Below are 15,828 nucleotides of genomic sequence, written 5' to 3'. Positions count from 1 at the left end.
ATTGCCCCCTCAACCCCACGGCTTGCCCATGAGTCCATTCGGACGGATGCTCAGGAACACCATCAATGCGGCGAAGATGACGAGATAGGTGATGTCGCCATAGGAGCGCAGCACCGTCAGCCCGACGGATTCCATCATGCCGAGGATGAAGCCGCCAGCAATGGCACCGCTCACGACGCCTGCGCCGCCGATCATCACCATCATGAAAGCCTTGATGGAGATGGCGCCGCCGATGCCGGAATTGACGCCGGTAATCGCGACCAGCAACCCGCCCACCAGACCTGCAAGCATTGCCCCCAACGCGAAGCCGATCATTGAATAACGATCGACATTCACACCCATCAACTGCGCGGCCACGCGGTCCTGGGCAAGTGCGCGCATGGCACGACCGGGTTTGGTGTATTGCATGAAAAGAACGAAAGCTGCGATGAAGACCACGGCAAGCACACCGATCAGAATGCGGTCATAAGGCATGATCAGGCTGTCGGAGACGAACACGCCATTGACGATCTTCGGCACGCCGCGTTGCTTTTCACCAAACAGAAGCAGGATCACCGCATCGAGGAAGAACGCGACTGCCGCCGCAAGCAGCATCGTGCTTTCATCGCGCAGACTTCGCTTGATGACCGGTCGGAAGAGAAATTTTTCGATCAGCGCACCAACGATCATCAAAGTGACCGCGGAAGCCAGAAGAGCGACAACAAACGGCAGGCCAAGCTGTCCGTAAACCGTATAGGTGACAAAACCGCCCAGCACATACATCTGGCCGTGCGCAAAATTGAGGACGTTCATGAGCGCGAAGATCAGCGTCAGTCCCAACGCGATCAGTGCATATTGCGCACCCAGATATAGCCCATTGGCTATCACTTGTTCCATGAAGGCAGACTCCCTCGTGCGAAGTGTCGAGCAAATTGCAAGGCAGGCCCAAAACTCCGTGACAGTTCCTGGAGCATTTCCCGTTTGGCATGAGCCATTGGAAACGCTCTAACTGTTTGTTTTAACGCGCATCTTATTCCGAAAACCGCATCGCACTTTTCGGGATGCGCTCTAGCGATTGGGAGGCCCGAAGCAGAAGTACCCCTCTTCCGCTTCGGGCTTTTCACAGGCCTATCGGTTAATCGACCTGGCCGACGAAAAGCGTTTCAAACTTGCCGTCCTTGTATTCTGTCACAACCATCGGAATACCGAGCTGGCGCTTCTGCGTGAAGGACGAGGTGCCGACATAGGTCAGCTTGGAACCGTCGCCATCGCCCTTGACGAAAGGATTGGGCGCGGAGAACGTGTCCACCGTCTTCTTGAATTCCTCGACATTGTCGACCGCAGCCGGGTTGGCCTTCAGCGTCTCGACAATGTATTCGAGCGCATAGACCTTGGTGTTGGACTCGTCATTATATTCGCCATAGGCCTTGGTATAACGGTCAACGAATTCCTTCATCACGTCGGATGCGATTTCAGGCGTGGAAGCGCCACCCACCGAGATGAAGCCATTGGCGAGTTCGCCTGCACCTTCTTCCAGAACCTTGGCGTCCTGCGCGGTTTCGGTGGAAATGAAGCCCTGATAACCAAGCTCACGCGCAGCGCGGATCAGCAACGGCGCATTGCCCGGCGCAACGCCCGACAGAACCAGCAGGTCCGGCTTCTGCATGACAATCGGCGTCAGAACAGGCGTGAAGTCGCGCGTATCGTTCTGATAGGCGTCGTTGGTGGAGACGACTTCAAGACCGAGCGCCTTGGCTGCCTCGATGCCGCTGTCACGCTGGCTGAGCGGATCGGATTCATTGGCCGCCACAAAAGCCACCGTCTTGATACCCTTGTTTTCTTTCAGATATTTATAGATCGCCGGGCCGGACTGATAGTTGGCAATCATGCCGAGAACAGCATTGGACGCCGGTGGCGTATAAAGTTCCTTCGGGAAGGAATAAGGGAAATAGATGATGCCCTTGGCTTCCGCCACCGGGCGGACGGCAGCGGCGCCGTCATCCACATTCGGACCCACTACGTAGTGAATGCCTTCCTGTGCCATCTTTTCCATGCCGGCGATGGCGCGCTTCGGGTCTTTCTGGTCATCGAAGGTAACGACTTTGATCTTGTAGGTATCGTCGCCAATCTTCACGCCGCCCTGCTCGTTGAGCCAGTCGGCACGAACCTGCATCGAGCGAACATTGGATGTGCCCCAGGCCGCCGCAGGGCCGCTGGTGACACCGACGAAACCGATCTTCAGCTCCTTGTCCGCTGCCTGGGAGGCCGACGCGGACATGAGCGCAAATATAGAAACGGCGCCTAGCGCCGCAGTCTTAGAGCCGAACCGAAAATTAAGCTGAGCGATTTCAGGAGTTTATGATTCTCTGTGGTTTACCAAGACTACGGAGGATCACATGGCCTGGACTGAAACCGCTCGGCGTGACTATGCCAGACGAGGCTTGCGTTACGCAAGCGATTGCACGGACGATGAGTGGACTATCATTGCGCCGCTTTTACAGCCGATGAGCAAAGTCGGTCGTCCGCGCGAGCACGATTCCCGCACGTTGTGGAACGCAATCCAATACATCGCGACAACCGGCTGCCAATGGGCGCAATTACCGAAGGAATTTCCGCCGTTTACGACGGTGCAGTACCATTTTTACCGGATGCGAGACAGCGGATTGCTTGATCTTATCAATGAGATGCTGGTTGCGGTGACACGCCTGGCGGAAGGTCGCAAGGCGGAGCCGACAGCCGCTATTATTGATAGCCAGTCGGTCAAGACGACGGAAGCTGGCGGTCCACGAGGCTATGATGCAGGTAAAAAGATAAAAGGGCGCAAGCGCCATATCGCAGCCGATATGATCGGCAATATGCTGGAAGGCATCGTGCATGGTGCCGATGTTCAAGACCGGGACGGCGCGCCGGATCTGATCGAGCGAACCCGCGCGAACTATCCCTCCGTGAAGAGACTCTTCGTCGATGGCGGCTATGCTGGCGAAAAGCTGACAACGGCTGTAGCACATATCGAAGCGCTCGCGATCGAAATCGTCAAGCGCTCTGATCAGGCCAAAGGCTTTGTAATCCTGCCCAAAAGGTGGATCGTTGAGCGGACCTTTGCGTGGCTTAACCGCTGCCGTCGGTTGGCAAAAGATTGGGAGGCCTCGATTGCATCGTCAGAGGCTTGGATGTTCATATCATCCATCAGACGAATGACACGCCGTATCGCAAGGTTAGAATTTTGAGTCGGGCTCTTAACAACTGCGCGTCTATTGATCATTTTAGTTCCCCTTACTTAGCTTTACCTTTCCCTCATTTGGCGGAGAAAGGATATTCAAGCTAAACATGCGTTCGAAATATTGTCAACAATCCGAATATTTTTAATGAACGATCTTGGAACGACGCGTCATCAATTCCAGAAAATTTCTGAACGGAAAAAGGCGCGTCGGTTTCCGACGCGCCTATTGAAATGACAAACTGGGAACAGACTAGCTCCGCGCCTGCAACTGCGCGAAATGGGCGAGCATTCGGTCCGGCTCGGCCTTGATGCCACTGAAGAGTTCAAACGCGCCGACCGCCTGAAACACAGCCATGCCGCCGCCGTCGAGCACGCGGCATCCGCGCTCCCTGGCAAGCCGGACAAGCGCCGTCTGCAGAGGGAAATAAACAATGTCCGAAACCCAGAGGTGCGGCTGCACCAGCTCAGGCGCAAGCGGCAGACCCGGATGCGCGTCCATGCCCGTTGGCGTTGCATGGACCAGACCCGAGGCCTGTGCCAGTGTCTCCTCCAGATCGGCCCCGGCAATGAAACTGCATTGCGGCTGTACCGAAACAAGCTTGCCAATTACCGCATCGACCTTCGCGGCATCGAGGTCGAAGATGTGGACCTCCCGTGCACCCATTTCCGCCAGCGCATAGGCAACGGCAACGCCCGCCCCGCCTGCACCGAGCAACACGACACGCTCCAACGATGCATCCGGCAGGCCGCGGCGAAACCCTTCAGCGTAGCCCCACCAGTCGGTATTGTGACCGATGCGCCTGCCGTCGGAAAACACCACCGTGTTGATTGATTGCAGGGCCAAGGCATGGGGCGAAAGTTCATCGACCAGCGCCACCGCAGCCTGCTTGCAGGGATGGGTGATATTGAGCCCGGCAAATCCTGCAGCGTCAGCCTCCGCGACAAGGGCTGGCAGATCGCGTTCCGAACGCCCGTTCTCGGCGATGTCAATAATGTCGTAGCGATAGGCCAGCCCGGCGGCCTCGCCTTCCCGCATATGCATTGCCGGCGAAAGCGAACGTTGAATATTTGCGCCGATCAGACCCACATGCACACGACGTTTGGTCACTTCACTTATCAATTCTCATCTCCGCAGGATCGGACGACATGTCGATCCTCGTTATTCCGGGCTTTTCAAAAGAGCGATGATCGTATCGCTGATCAGGCGGCGATGCCGTGCCTTCACGTCGGAGGCCATCAGATCGGTGCCGAAAATCGCGCCGAACGTATGTCTGTTGGACACACGGAAGAAGCATTGCGCACTGATCAGCATGTGAAGGTCGAGCGCTGAAATGCGCCGTTGAAAGATGCCCTGCTCGCGCCCGCGCTCAAGGATTTTCTCGATCGTTTCCAGAATGGTTACATTCTGGCGCGACAGAACATCGGAGCGTTCCATATGTTCGGCGCGGTGAATATTTTCCACCGCAACGAGCCGCACGAAATCCGGATTGGCATCGTCATGGTCGAAAGTGCTTTCCACCAGACTGCGCATGGCGGATTCCGGGTCCTGATCGTCAAGCGACAGTGAGCTTTCAAGCGTGCGTATCTTGCCATAGGCCCGTTCCAGAACGGCGAGATAAAGCCCATCCTTGCTGCCGAAGTAATAGTAGATCATGCGCTTGGACGTGCGGGTCTGCGCCGCGATTTCATCCACGCGCGCGCCGGAGAAACCCGATGCCACGAACTCCCGCGCTGCGACATCGAGAATATTCTCGCGCGTTGCGTCAGGATCGTTCTTGCGCGGCTGCGCCTTGGCGAGTGCCTTTGCCATAGTCCTCCCCCTTCAGCGTTCAGAGTGCCACAGCACTTTTTGGCATGCCCGCCGGACGCATGTATCGCCGCAGCGCCGCAATGCGGAAGATCGCATTGGCTGCGCCATATCCCTTGTAGCCTCGCCTCTGCACGACTTCGAAAAAGAAGCCCTGATCGTCGGTCGGGCTGTAAAGCTGGAAATATTCCCCGCTCTCGTCGCGATCATAAAGCACGTTCGCGGCCTTGAGCCGGTCGGTGAATTCCGGATCGAGACCGAGACGTGCTTCCAGATCGTCGTAATAATTCGGCGAGATTTCCAGCGTATGGAAGCCGTTGTCGCGCAAAGCCGCAGCCGTCGCAAAGATATCGTCCGTCGCAAAGGCCAGATGCTGGATGCCCGACCCGAAGGTCTCGGCAATGAAGCGACCGGCCAGCGTGCGACGGTTTTCCGCGCCGTTGAGCGTGATGCGCAGCGTTCCCTCGTCGTTTTCCACCACCTGACTGCGCACGACGCCGCCCGGATCGACGATGTCGACCATGGGCGACTTCCGCGATTCCGTGAGCGAAGTATAGAAAAGCAGCCAGGTCAAAAGTTCATCGAACTTCATCGTCTGGGCAACGTGATCGATATGGGTGAGACCGACACTGGTCCCTGTATCATTGCCTGCGACCGGCTCGAACTCGATATCAAAGATACGGCTGAGATCGGTCTTCTCATCGAGGAAATAGACCAGCCCGCCGCCAACGCCACGAATGGCGGGCATACCGATTTCGCCCGGATCGAGCGGTTGCTCAAAACTTTCCGCGCCCATGGCCACTGCGCGGGCATGGGCCTCAGCCGCATCGTCCACGACAAGCCCCATGGCATAAGCAGCAGTGCCGTGTACTGCATAGGCCGAGCTGGCGAAGCCGCGCGTATCCGTATTGATGACGAGGTTGATGTCGCCCTGCCGGTAGAGCGCAACGTCCTTCGTGCGATGCCTGCCAGCGAGTTTGAAGCCCAACGCACCAACTGCGGAAACCAGCCGTTCGGCATCATCGGCATGGGTGGCAAACTCGACAAAGCCGACACGGTGCACCTTTGCGCGGGGCGGCATGGCAGCAACCGTCAGCTTGTTGTCCGGCTCGACCCGGCGAACCTGATCGCCAAGATAGATCAGCGAGCGGCGTCCATCGGCGGCGATGGTGGCTGGCGATCCGCCACGGAACTGGTCGTTGAAGATTTCGAGAGAGAAATAACCGTCATAGCCGGTCGCAGCCACCGCACGCATGAAATCCAGCACCGGCAGGTCACCCTCGCCCGGCATGTTGCGATAATGGCGGCTCCAGTAAAGCAGATCCATATCGATCAGTGGCGCGTCGGCCATCTGGATGATGAAAAGCTTGTCCTTCGGAATGGAGCGGATCGAGTTCACGTCGATCTTGCGCGCCAGAGTATGAAAACTGTCGAGGATAAGGCCGACATTGGGATGATCGGCGCGGCGCACGATCTCCCATGCATCGCGATGGTCGCTGATATGGCGACCCCAGGCGAGGGCCTCATAACCGACGCGCAGATTGCGCCGTGCCGCTCTTTCGCCAAGCTCGCGAAAATCGTCCGCCGCGCGGTCGATGCCACCAATGGCAGCTGGCGACACGTTGGAGCAGACCAGAACGAGATCGGTGCCCAGCTCCTGCATGAGGTCGAACTTGCGTTCCGCCCGATCGAAAGTGCGGCTGCGCAAAGGCTCCGGCATACCTTCAAAATCACGGAATGGCTGGAAAAGTGTGATCTCCAGGCCAAGGTCGCGCGCCATCTGGCCCACCTGACGCGGGCTTTCGTCAAAGGTGAGAAAATCGTTCTCGAAAATCTCAACCCCGTCGAAACCGGCTTTGGCGATGGCCCCCAGTTTCTGCTGGAGATCGCCGCTGATGGAGACGGTTGCTATCGAAGTCCTCATGTCACACTCCTGTCTCCGGCCAGACCGGAGTCCACTGTTGGTTCCGGACAAATCGGCCCGGAACCATCTAGTTCAGTATCGGCAAGATATTCAGCCGTACTGTTTTAGTTTTCGCCGCGTACCTTCTTCAATTCGGCAAAGAGTTCATCGACCGTTTCTGCACCGATTTCGGCGGTAAACTTGTCGATGATCGGCTTTACCGCATCGCGCAGGCGCGTGGTTTCTTCCGGTGTAAGCTCGGTAACCTGCATGCCGGTCTTCTTGATCTCGTCCAGCGCCGTCGCATCCTGCTCGCGCGAAACCTTGCGCTGATAATCGCGCGCCTCGACAGCGGCCTGCTCGATCACCGCTTTTTCCTCATCGTTGAGGCGATCCCAGAACTTCTTGCTGATCATGACGATCTGCGGATTATACTGGTGGCGGGTCAGCGTCAGATATTTCTGCACTTCATAGAATTTGGCATTGATGATGTTGGCATTGGGATTTTCCTGCCCATCCACCGTACCGGTTTCAAGCGCCGTATAAAGCTCGGTATAGGGCAGCGGCACCGCATTGGCGCCAAGTGCATTGAACAGGGCAACCGGAACCGGCGATTGCAGGGTGCGGATCTTCAGCCCGGCAATATCCTCCAGCTTTGCGACCGGATGACGGTTGTTGGTCAGATTGCGGAAACCGAGTTCCCAATAGGCAAGCCCGATCAGACCCGTATCGGGCAGGCGTTTCATCAGATTGGTACCGAAGGGGCCATCCATGACCTTGTCGGCTTCCTCGCCGCTGTTGAACAGGAATGGCAAATCAACCGCTTCGAATGCCTTGACGGTGCTGGACAGGATGCCCGCATTCATCACCGTCATTTCCACGACGCCGCCCTGCAAGCCGGAAAGCGTCTGCGGATCGCTGCCCAGAACACCGCCGGGGAACAGTTTCACATTGATCTGCCCGCCGCTCTTTTCCTTCACCAGCTCGGCAAATTTCTCCATGCCCGTGACCTGCGGATGGCCCTTGCTGTTGGCGGCAGCAAACTTGATCGTCTGCGAACGGATTTCAGCCATGGCGGTGGTCGTCATCAGTGCCAGCGGCAGCACCACGCCCAGTGCCATTGTCTTCAGTATTTTCTTCATGTCTTCCTCCCACTCAAAAATTCTGTCTCTGTTTTTACGCATGTCTCCCGAAACCGGTTTCCACTTTCGGGAGACATGCTCTGATTTAATGGAACCAGTTCATCGGGACCGTCACCAGTTGCGGGAACAGTACCATCAGGAAAAGCACCACCAGCTGCGCAATCAGAAACGGCAGCACGCCCGTCATCACCTTCTCAAACGGCAGGCGCGCGACGCCGCACACCACATTCAGCACCGTGCCGACAGGCGGGGTGATGAGGCCGATGGAATTGTTGATGATGAACAGCACACCGAAATAGACCGGATCGATGCCCGCCTCCTTGATGATCGGCATCAGCACCGGCGTCAGGATCAGGATTGTCGGGGTCATGTCCATGGCCATGCCGACGAGAACAACCAAGAGCATGATAGCAAGCAGCAGCAGCGTCTGGTTATCCATCAAAGGCCGCACAAGTTCGGCCAGTTCACCCGGCACATCGGCAACCGTAATCATCCAGGCCGAAACGCTGGCGCTGGCAACGAGGAACATCACCACGGCGGTCGTTTTCGCTGCATCGACCATTGCCGGATAGAGCCTTGAAAGCGGCAATTCCCGATAGATCACGGTTGCGACGAACAGCGAATAGACAGCGGCAACCACGCCCGCTTCCGTCGGCGTGAACACACCGAAGCGAAGGCCGACAATGATGATGACCGGCAGCATCAAGGCCCAGATACTGTCGAGGAAAGCCCGCATCCGTGCACCGGGTTCAGCTTTCTTCGGCAGTTCGAACTGTTCGCGACGCGCGAGAATGAACCAGGTCACGCACAGCGCAACGGCAATCATCAGGCCGGGGAAAATCCCCGCCAGGAACAGTTTGGTGATCGAAACGCCGCCGACCACGCCAAACAGGATGAAACCGATAGAGGGCGGGATGACCGGGGCGATGATCGATGCCGAGGCGATCAGCCCGGCGGCGCGACCCGGCTCGTGTCCGGCATTGCGCATCATCGGAAACAGCAATGCGCCGAGCGCTGCCGCATCGGCAACCGCCGAACCCGAAAGGCTTGCGATCACACAGGCTGCAAAGATCGCGACGAAACCGAGACCGCCGCGCACATGCCCCACCATGACCAGCGCCAGATTGACGATGCGGCGCGAAAGGCCGCCCGCATTCATGACTTCCCCGGCAAGCAGGAAGAACGGAACGGCCATCAGCGGAAAACTGTCTGCGCCGTTCAGCACGTTCTGCGCCACGATCTGGGCGTCGAACAAATCCATATACATCATCAGCGCCGCACCGCTGATGATGAGCGCGAAGGCAACAGGGACGCCAAGCGCCATCGGAACCAGAAGGGCGGCAAGAAAGATGAGCAAGGTCATGGTCGGCGCGCCCTACTTGCGATTTTCATCGGTCGAGACGGGCGTGACATGCTCCTCGCTATCCGTCACGAAATGCGTCCCGGCGACATCGATCCGCCCGGTTGCGATGCCGAAACCGTTCCACGCAATGATCAGGAGTGCGGGGACTGCAAAGGCCAGCCCTGCGCCATAAAACCAGCCCATCGACATGCCTGTCGCCGGGGCCAGCGTCGGAATATTGATGAGTGTCTGCGTCCAGCTTCCCGAAAGAACCAGCCATGTCGCGCCGAACATCATGATATGGCCGGCGACCAGCGCAATGCGCGCGCCCGTAGGCGACAGGCGGCGCACCAGCGAATCCACGCCCAGATGCGCATGGTCGCGCATGGCGACCACTGCGCCAAGAAAGGTGAGCCAGATGAAGAAGATGCGCGACAGTTCTTCTGAAACCGTTATGCCCTGATTGAAGGCATAGCGCAGCACCACATTGCCGAACACGAGCACGACCATGCAACCAAGAAGGCAGGCAATGGCGAACCGCGCCGCGGTAAAATAGAAATCGACTAAAGCTTTCATGTTCCTCCTCCCGGCGCATTACTTAAAGACTGCCGCCCCTTTTCGGGTTTCGGGTGAAAGCGACGCGGCATCACCGGCAGGATGTCCCATACATCCCGAGGCGAAACATCGCTTTCCCCACAGTCCTTGACCGATTCCGGGCCGACCATCGCAACGAAAGCCCTGCCAGAAAACCAATCCGGTCTCCGGCATGTGCCTCATCGTGACCAGCAATCCATCCTCCTCAGCCATCCCGCTTCAGAACGGAATCGCATCGGTCAGCTGCGCCATCTCTCTAAAATGTACTAACTGGTTAGGAAGTCAATCGGTTCTGTTTGAACAAACGCATGAAAGCCTTTATTACAAGGATATCAGAAATGTTCCATCTGGTTCAAAAGAGCGGATTTCTGTGCGAAGCACAGGCTATTGACGAAAAATCAGCCACCGTTCACCAGCGCCAGAATAAGCTGATGGACATTGCCCCCATTGCCCATCTCGACCTTGTCGAAGGCGCGGCCCTGAGCACGCTGGACATCCACCATATCGGTGATTTCCTTGATCAGCACCTTGCGGATTTTCTGGCATTTCGGATCGTTTGGAACCGACAGGCCAACGGTCCGGCGCACGATCTCGCGCGTCATGTCCTTGGCATGGTCGCCATGCACAAGCTCATGCTTGCGGATGCCTTCGGAGAAAGTTTCCCAGTGTTCTTTCACCGGGGAATTGAGCTTCTGCGAGGGCCTCGGCAGCGTATAGGTGATCTTCAGCTTCGGCGTGGCGGACAGGATCGTGCAGGCATTGTTGGAGCGGTCGAACTCCCGGTCCCAGGTCAGCACATAGCTGGTATGGGCTATGACACGGGTTTTGCCGCCGCCGATCTTCGGGCCACGCTCGCCGATGGATTCATAAAGTTCAGGACCGGTTTTCCCGGCAATGGCGTAGGTCTTGATTTCCTCGACGGCTTTCCAATTATCTTCGGCAAGTGCAGGTGCCGCCACCAGAATTCCAAGGAATGCGAATGCTGCCGCTTTTTTCACGCTTGCCCCGATCCATCGATTTGCCCGGATGATTTGCGGGCAAGCTACAATATCAGCGGGCGATGCGTAAGCGGCTTTCCAGCAAAAAGCCCGCCCCGGTTTCCCGAGGCGAGCTTCTCAGATCATATATTGATCTTACTTTTCGATGGTGCGGTTCCAGCGGCTGTTGAGCTGCTGGCGACCTTCATTGACGGCATCCCAGTCGAGCGTATTGGCTGTCTTCATGTAACCGTTGAAAGCGTCGAGCTTGGCTTGCGCATCGGGCGTACCGGCCTTCGCCTTCTGGTTCGACGGAATGAGGTTGCCATGGTCGAGCGCCTTGCTCTGCGCATCGGCGGAAAGCAGATAGTGAGCAAGCTTCTGGCTCAGTTCCGGTTCGTTGTTGCCTGCGAGCACGCATTCGGTCACGGCGAGGACGACAGAGCCTTCCTTCGGCTGTGCATATTCAACCGGAATGCCCTTGGCCTTCAGATTGTTGACGCCCGTCGGCGTCAGCGGGAAGATCGCTGCCTCGCCGGTCTGCACCATTTCCGAAATCTTGGCCGATGACGGAATGTATTCCAGAACGTTCTTGCCGATTGTGCCCGGGAATTTTTCGAAGCCCGGCTCGAGGTTCTTTTCATCACCGCCCTGAATGCGGTTGAACATCAGGAAGGCATGGAGGCCGAAAGTCGAAGCGGAAGCCGACTGGAACACGACGGCGTTCGCATATTTTTCGTCGGCAAAGTCCATCCACGAGGTCGGTGCTGCCCAGCCCTTTTCGTCGAAAAGCTTCTTGTTATAGGCAATGCCGGTCATGCCCATATCGATGCCGATGGCCATGTCGTCCTTGAGGCGTGCGGCAGGCTGAATGTCAGCCAGAACCGGATCATCCGAAATCTTCTGGCACAGGCCGGAACTGATCGCGCGCACCATGACGCCGTCGTCGAGCAGCATGACATGCATCTGCGGATTGTCTTTCTGCGCGGTTGCCTTGGCGAGAATATCCGCCGAGGTGCCCGGCACGACAACGACCTTCACGTCATTGGCTTTCTCGAATTCCGGCAGAACGTGCTCGGTATAGGCCTTCTCCATATTGCCGCCATTCATGCCGATATAGAGCGTCTTGGTTTCAGCCGATGCGGCGGAAGCAAAGGCGACCGACAGGCCGAGCGCCAACAGGGCGGACTTGGTGATGGCCTTGTTAGTGAATTGAGTTTTCATGCTACTCCCCTTTGTGGTTTGAGTTTTTATCGAACCGGTCGATGCGGAATGCATCGATCGGTGTTTCCGTCTCGCCTTTAACGGCGAGATCGCAAAGAACGGCGCCCACAGCCGGGCCGGTCTGGAAACCGGCGCCGCAAAATCCGAAGGCGTGAAAGAGATTTTTGACCCGGCTGCTTGGCCCGATCACCGGATTGTCGTCCGGCATTTCCGATTCAGTGCCGGACCAGAAGCGGATGACCTGGGCGTTTTTCAGATGCGGGAAAAGTTCGATGGCGCGCAGCATCACCGATGAAGCCGCATTGACCGAAGGCCGCGAAAAATCCGGGTTCTCAAGCGGCGTGCCGCGTCCGCCACCCATGACATAATTGCCGCGCGTGACCTGACGGCCGTAGAAGCCGCCACCCTCTTCGCCAAGGCTCATCGGCAGGCGAAACGGCATTGGCTCGGTTACAACCATCGACGGATAGATACGCTGGAGCGGCACCGGCTCGCCAAACGAGGCCGCAAACTGATCCGACCATGCACCGGCGCAATTGAACAGGAGACGCGAGCGGATTTCGATGCCGTTTCCCGCCAGAATGGCAAAACCATCGCCGGTTTCACGCGCTTCGATGACCGGGGTGTTTTCCAGCACCGTGGCACCGGCAGCAAGTGCTGCGCGGGCAAAGGCAGGTGAAACCAGACGCGGATTGGCATGTCCATCTTCCGCACAAAGCGAAGCACCCGCGACGTTGCCCGGAAGCCATGGGAAACGCTCTCGCACGGCATTGCCACCGATCAGCTCGACATCGAGCCCAAGCGGCTGCACTGTAGCCGCATAGGCTTCAAGCTTCGCAAAATGCGCTTCCGTGCGGGCAAGCTTCAAATGGCCGCTGCGGATATATTCGCCATCGATGCCGATAAGTTCCGGCAGACGCGCCCACAATGCGTGCGAACGCTGTGCGAGCGGCAGCTGTTCCGGCGCCCGACCCTGCCTGCGAACGCCGCCATAATTCACGCCGCTTGCCTGCGCCCCGCAAAAGCCCTTGTCGAGCAGAATGACCGACAACCCGGCCTGACGCATGAAAAGCGCCGCCGAACCGCCAACAATCCCGCCGCCAATAATGACCACATCGGCCTGAAGATGCTTTGTCATGACGAAGCGCCTTCTCTGGCCGGAGCGCCAAAGCCAAGCGGGATCGGCTTGACCGGTGCCTGGGCGCGGATGCGGCCCGCTTCTGCGGGCGCCTTGTCCTGCATCGACGCCAGAAGTTCTGCGGCGGCAGCGGTACACATGCGCCCCTGACAACGCCCCATCCCCACACGGGTAAGCGCCTTGAGCCGGTTGATCTCGCGCGCATCACCCTTGCCGATAACCGCCTTGGCATCACGCACCGCGATTTCTTCGCAACGGCAAAGCGTGACATCGCCTGCGATTGTATCGAACCAGTCGCGCGGGAACGGGAAAGCTTTTTCGACGATCAGGCGCTCGCGATAGATATGATCGAGCTTTGCGAGAAGGCCGCGTTCGGTGCCTTCGTCAAACGGCAGGCTCCTGTCGCGCAGCAAGGCCATCGCGGCCAATGACCCACGAATTTCAGCAGCATCCGCACCCGCGATGCCCGCGCCATCGCCCGCCACGTAAACACCTTCGCGGCTTGAACGGCCGAGCTTGTCGGCAGCAGGAAGCCATGCGCGGTCACGTTCTTCAAAGCGGAATTCGCAACCGGCGAGATCGGCAAGCTGGGTTTCGGGACGCAGCGCAAAACCATAGGCCAGCGCATCGCATTCAACCTCGCGAACACGCTTGCCCGTGCGATAGCGAATGGCTTCGACATGGCCCTCGCCCAGAACTTCATCTGGTCGCACATTATAATGGATCGGCACGCCACCAAGCTTCAGTCGCAGGCCGTAATAAGCGCCGAGAGCGACAATGCGCGGTGCATAGAGCGCCAGATGTGCCAGATGAAACTTTGAAGCGAAGGGCGCTGTGTCGAGCACGGCTGCAACCTTCGCACCGGCATGATGATATTGCCAGGCGACCAGATAAAGCAGCGGCCCCGAACCCATGAACACCACGCGTTCGCCAACCGTGCAGCCTTGCGCCTTGAGTGCGGTCTGCGACGCGCCAAGCGTATAGACGCCGGGCTTGGTCCAGCCTTTGAACGGCAGAACCCGATCAGTCGCACCCGTCGCCAGAATGAGATGGCTGTAAGGCAGCTGGCTATGCATACCCTTGGTCAGCAGATCGAGACGATCACTCTCACCGCGCGTGATATTCCAGACCAGTGTTTCCGGACGATAGTCGATTACGCTACGCAACGCGTCGAATGTCTTGTGCAGCGCTTCGGCCCTATGCGCTTCCGACCCGTAACGGCTGCGATAGCTGCGCCCGTCATCGAGCGGCGGGCGACGATAGATCTGACCACCGGAACGAAAACCTTCGTCGAGCACGATAGGCTTGAGACCCGCCTTGACCAGCGTTTCGGCGGCGCGAATGCCCGCAGGACCAGCGCCCACAATGACCGGATTGAGAACCGCACTCATATGGCAGGCTCCGTCACAAAGGCCATGCCGTCTTCCAGAAGCGTGGTGCAGGCACGAAGCTTGTGGCCCTCAGCCGTCATGACGTGGCAATCCTGACATGCGCCGATCAGGCAGAAGCCTGCCCGCGGCTCACCGGTAAACTCGGTATGACGCAGCTTTCCCTGCACGGAGAGAATGGCGGTCAGCACGGTATCGCCACGGCGTCCCTCGAAGGAAACGCCGTCAAGCGAGAAGCTGATCGGCTGCTCAGTCAGCCGATACCGTCTGCGGAACTGAGCCGCCGAAGGGGAAACCGGGATCGTCATGATCTGCCTGCTCAGCCCTTGCCCACCAGCAGCCGGTCGAGGCCGAACATGCGATCGATGATAATCATGGTCACGGTGGCGACGAGGATCATCAGGGCCGACACCGCTGCCATCATCGGGTCGATGGATTCGCTGGCATACATATACATGCGGACCGGCAGCGTGACCGTGGACGGCGAGGTCACGAAGATCGACATGGTGAGTTCGTCGAACGAATTGATGAAGGCAAGCAGCCAGCCACCCGACAGACCCGGCACAAGCAATGGCAAGGTGACGCGACGGAACACGGTCCATTCACCGGCGCCCAGCGTGCGCGCCGCGTTTTCCGCATTGCGATCCATGCTGCCAAGCGAAGCAAGGATAAGGCGCAGCGCATAGGGCGTGACGACAATCGAATGTGCCGCAACCAGCCAGACGAAGGAGCCGGTAAAGCCCATCAGCGAGAACAGACGCAGGAACGCCACACCCAACACCAGATGCGGGATGATGAGCGGCGACAGGAAAAGCGCGTTCAACGCATCGCGACCACGGAAATTATACTGCGCAATCGCGAGCCCCGATGGCACGGCCAGAAGCGTCGAAATGGATGCCGAGAAGAAGGCGAGCTGCACACTGTTATAGAACGAAGTCATGAAATCATTGTGCGCAAACACGGCAGCGAACCAGCGCAGTGAAAGGCCGTTCCACGGCATTGTCAGCGTGTTTTCCGGCGTGAAGGCCACCAGACACACCACAACCATCGGCGCCAGCATGAAGATGACGATCAGCGTGTGGAAGAAAAGAGCGAAAGGACCGTTCTTTGTCAT

15 protein-coding genes are annotated in these 15,828 nt (G+C 58.0%); 1 reads left to right on the top strand and 14 read right to left on the bottom strand.

The annotated features are described in order from the left end of the window. Nucleotides 1-9 precede the first annotated feature (9 nt). A complete protein-coding gene (locus ABDF71_RS19790; RefSeq protein WP_010660569.1) occupies nucleotides 10-876 on the bottom strand; it encodes a branched-chain amino acid ABC transporter permease in 867 nt (288 codons plus the stop codon). Between the two features lie 238 nt (nucleotides 877-1,114). Beyond that, a complete protein-coding gene (locus ABDF71_RS19785) occupies nucleotides 1,115-2,257 on the bottom strand; it encodes an ABC transporter substrate-binding protein (RefSeq protein ID WP_500061706.1) in 1,143 nt (380 codons plus the stop codon). A 118-nt stretch (nucleotides 2,258-2,375) separates the two neighbouring features. On the opposite strand from ABDF71_RS19785, the gene ABDF71_RS19780 reads away from it, so the two are divergent. Further along, on the top strand, nucleotides 2,376-3,206 hold the full coding sequence (locus ABDF71_RS19780) for an IS5 family transposase (protein ID WP_151610747.1): 831 nt from the start codon (nucleotides 2,376-2,378) through the stop codon (nucleotides 3,204-3,206). A gap of 243 nt (nucleotides 3,207-3,449) precedes the next feature. Here the strand turns inward: ABDF71_RS19780 and ABDF71_RS19775 are convergent, their stop codons facing one another. The 12 genes from ABDF71_RS19775 to ABDF71_RS19720 all read right to left on the bottom strand — a co-directional run bounded on the left by ABDF71_RS19775 (nucleotide 3,450) and on the right by ABDF71_RS19720 (nucleotide 15,828). Beyond that, a complete protein-coding gene (locus tag ABDF71_RS19775; RefSeq protein ID WP_258124653.1) occupies nucleotides 3,450-4,319 on the bottom strand; it encodes a shikimate dehydrogenase in 870 nt (289 codons plus the stop codon). 39 nt (nucleotides 4,320-4,358) lie between these two features. Beyond that, nucleotides 4,359-5,009 (bottom strand): TetR/AcrR family transcriptional regulator, encoded by a 651-nt coding sequence (locus ABDF71_RS19770; protein WP_010660566.1) that lies wholly within the window; start codon nucleotides 5,007-5,009, stop codon nucleotides 4,359-4,361. A 19-nt stretch (nucleotides 5,010-5,028) separates the two neighbouring features. Then, on the bottom strand, nucleotides 5,029-6,930 hold the full coding sequence (locus ABDF71_RS19765) for a bifunctional sugar phosphate isomerase/epimerase/4-hydroxyphenylpyruvate dioxygenase family protein (RefSeq protein WP_258124652.1): 1,902 nt from the start codon (nucleotides 6,928-6,930) through the stop codon (nucleotides 5,029-5,031). A gap of 104 nt (nucleotides 6,931-7,034) precedes the next feature. After that, nucleotides 7,035-8,051, bottom strand: a complete 1,017-nt coding sequence (locus ABDF71_RS19760; RefSeq protein ID WP_010660564.1) for a TRAP transporter substrate-binding protein — start codon at nucleotides 8,049-8,051, stop codon at nucleotides 7,035-7,037. Between the two features lie 85 nt (nucleotides 8,052-8,136). Then, the gene (locus ABDF71_RS19755; RefSeq protein WP_258124651.1) at nucleotides 8,137-9,414 is read right to left on the bottom strand and encodes a TRAP transporter large permease subunit; all 1,278 of its coding nucleotides are present in this window, start codon (nucleotides 9,412-9,414) and stop codon (nucleotides 8,137-8,139) included. A 12-nt stretch (nucleotides 9,415-9,426) separates the two neighbouring features. Then, nucleotides 9,427-9,969, bottom strand: coding sequence for a TRAP transporter small permease (locus tag ABDF71_RS19750; protein WP_010660562.1), 543 nt, complete (start codon nucleotides 9,967-9,969; stop codon nucleotides 9,427-9,429). Between the two features lie 416 nt (nucleotides 9,970-10,385). Beyond that, nucleotides 10,386-10,985, bottom strand: a complete 600-nt coding sequence (locus tag ABDF71_RS19745) for a DUF922 domain-containing Zn-dependent protease (protein ID WP_151665167.1) — start codon at nucleotides 10,983-10,985, stop codon at nucleotides 10,386-10,388. Between the two features lie 135 nt (nucleotides 10,986-11,120). Beyond that, a complete protein-coding gene (locus ABDF71_RS19740) occupies nucleotides 11,121-12,188 on the bottom strand; it encodes an ABC transporter substrate-binding protein (RefSeq protein WP_010660560.1) in 1,068 nt (355 codons plus the stop codon). A 1-nt stretch (nucleotide 12,189) separates the two neighbouring features. Continuing rightward, nucleotides 12,190-13,326, bottom strand: a complete 1,137-nt coding sequence (locus ABDF71_RS19735; protein ID WP_029928677.1) for an NAD(P)/FAD-dependent oxidoreductase — start codon at nucleotides 13,324-13,326, stop codon at nucleotides 12,190-12,192. Next, a complete protein-coding gene (locus ABDF71_RS19730; RefSeq protein WP_258124649.1) occupies nucleotides 13,323-14,717 on the bottom strand; it encodes an FAD/NAD(P)-dependent oxidoreductase in 1,395 nt (464 codons plus the stop codon). The genes ABDF71_RS19735 and ABDF71_RS19730 overlap by 4 nt, the downstream gene beginning before the upstream one ends. After that, the gene (locus tag ABDF71_RS19725; RefSeq protein ID WP_036588165.1) at nucleotides 14,714-15,022 is read right to left on the bottom strand and encodes a (2Fe-2S)-binding protein; all 309 of its coding nucleotides are present in this window, start codon (nucleotides 15,020-15,022) and stop codon (nucleotides 14,714-14,716) included. Before ABDF71_RS19725 ends, ABDF71_RS19730 begins: the two co-directional genes overlap by 4 nt. Before the next feature lie 11 nt (nucleotides 15,023-15,033). Beyond that, a complete protein-coding gene (locus tag ABDF71_RS19720; RefSeq protein ID WP_010660556.1) occupies nucleotides 15,034-15,828 on the bottom strand; it encodes an ABC transporter permease in 795 nt (264 codons plus the stop codon).

Origin of the sequence: Ochrobactrum sp. WV_118_8 (assembly GCF_039631535.1) — a bacterium.
Classification (GTDB): Bacteria; Pseudomonadota; Alphaproteobacteria; order Rhizobiales; family Rhizobiaceae; genus Brucella; species Brucella anthropi.
The sequence above is the reverse complement of the archived record's forward strand: the minus strand, read 5'-3'. Positions and strand labels throughout refer to the sequence as shown.

Excerpts from the sequence above, each read along its gene's own strand:
- ABDF71_RS19790 (WP_010660569.1), bottom strand. The coding sequence starts at position 876 with ATGGAACAAGTGATAGCCAATGGGCTATATCTGGGTGCGCAATATGCA.
- ABDF71_RS19785 (WP_500061706.1), bottom strand. The coding sequence starts at position 2,257 with ATGTCCGCGTCGGCCTCCCAGGCAGCGGACAAGGAGCTGAAGATCGGT.
- ABDF71_RS19780 (WP_151610747.1), top strand. The coding sequence starts at position 2,376 with ATGGCCTGGACTGAAACCGCTCGGCGTGACTATGCCAGACGAGGCTTG.
- ABDF71_RS19770 (WP_010660566.1), bottom strand. The coding sequence starts at position 5,009 with ATGGCAAAGGCACTCGCCAAGGCGCAGCCGCGCAAGAACGATCCTGAC.
- ABDF71_RS19765 (WP_258124652.1), bottom strand. The coding sequence starts at position 6,930 with ATGAGGACTTCGATAGCAACCGTCTCCATCAGCGGCGATCTCCAGCAG.
- ABDF71_RS19760 (WP_010660564.1), bottom strand. The coding sequence starts at position 8,051 with ATGAAGAAAATACTGAAGACAATGGCACTGGGCGTGGTGCTGCCGCTG.
- ABDF71_RS19755 (WP_258124651.1), bottom strand. The coding sequence starts at position 9,414 with ATGACCTTGCTCATCTTTCTTGCCGCCCTTCTGGTTCCGATGGCGCTT.
- ABDF71_RS19750 (WP_010660562.1), bottom strand. The coding sequence starts at position 9,969 with ATGAAAGCTTTAGTCGATTTCTATTTTACCGCGGCGCGGTTCGCCATT.
- ABDF71_RS19740 (WP_010660560.1), bottom strand. The coding sequence starts at position 12,188 with ATGAAAACTCAATTCACTAACAAGGCCATCACCAAGTCCGCCCTGTTG.
- ABDF71_RS19735 (WP_029928677.1), bottom strand. The coding sequence starts at position 13,326 with ATGACAAAGCATCTTCAGGCCGATGTGGTCATTATTGGCGGCGGGATT.
- ABDF71_RS19730 (WP_258124649.1), bottom strand. The coding sequence starts at position 14,717 with ATGAGTGCGGTTCTCAATCCGGTCATTGTGGGCGCTGGTCCTGCGGGC.
- ABDF71_RS19725 (WP_036588165.1), bottom strand. The coding sequence starts at position 15,022 with ATGACGATCCCGGTTTCCCCTTCGGCGGCTCAGTTCCGCAGACGGTAT.
- ABDF71_RS19720 (WP_010660556.1), bottom strand. The coding sequence starts at position 15,828 with ATGACAAAGAACGGTCCTTTCGCTCTTTTCTTCCACACGCTGATCGTC.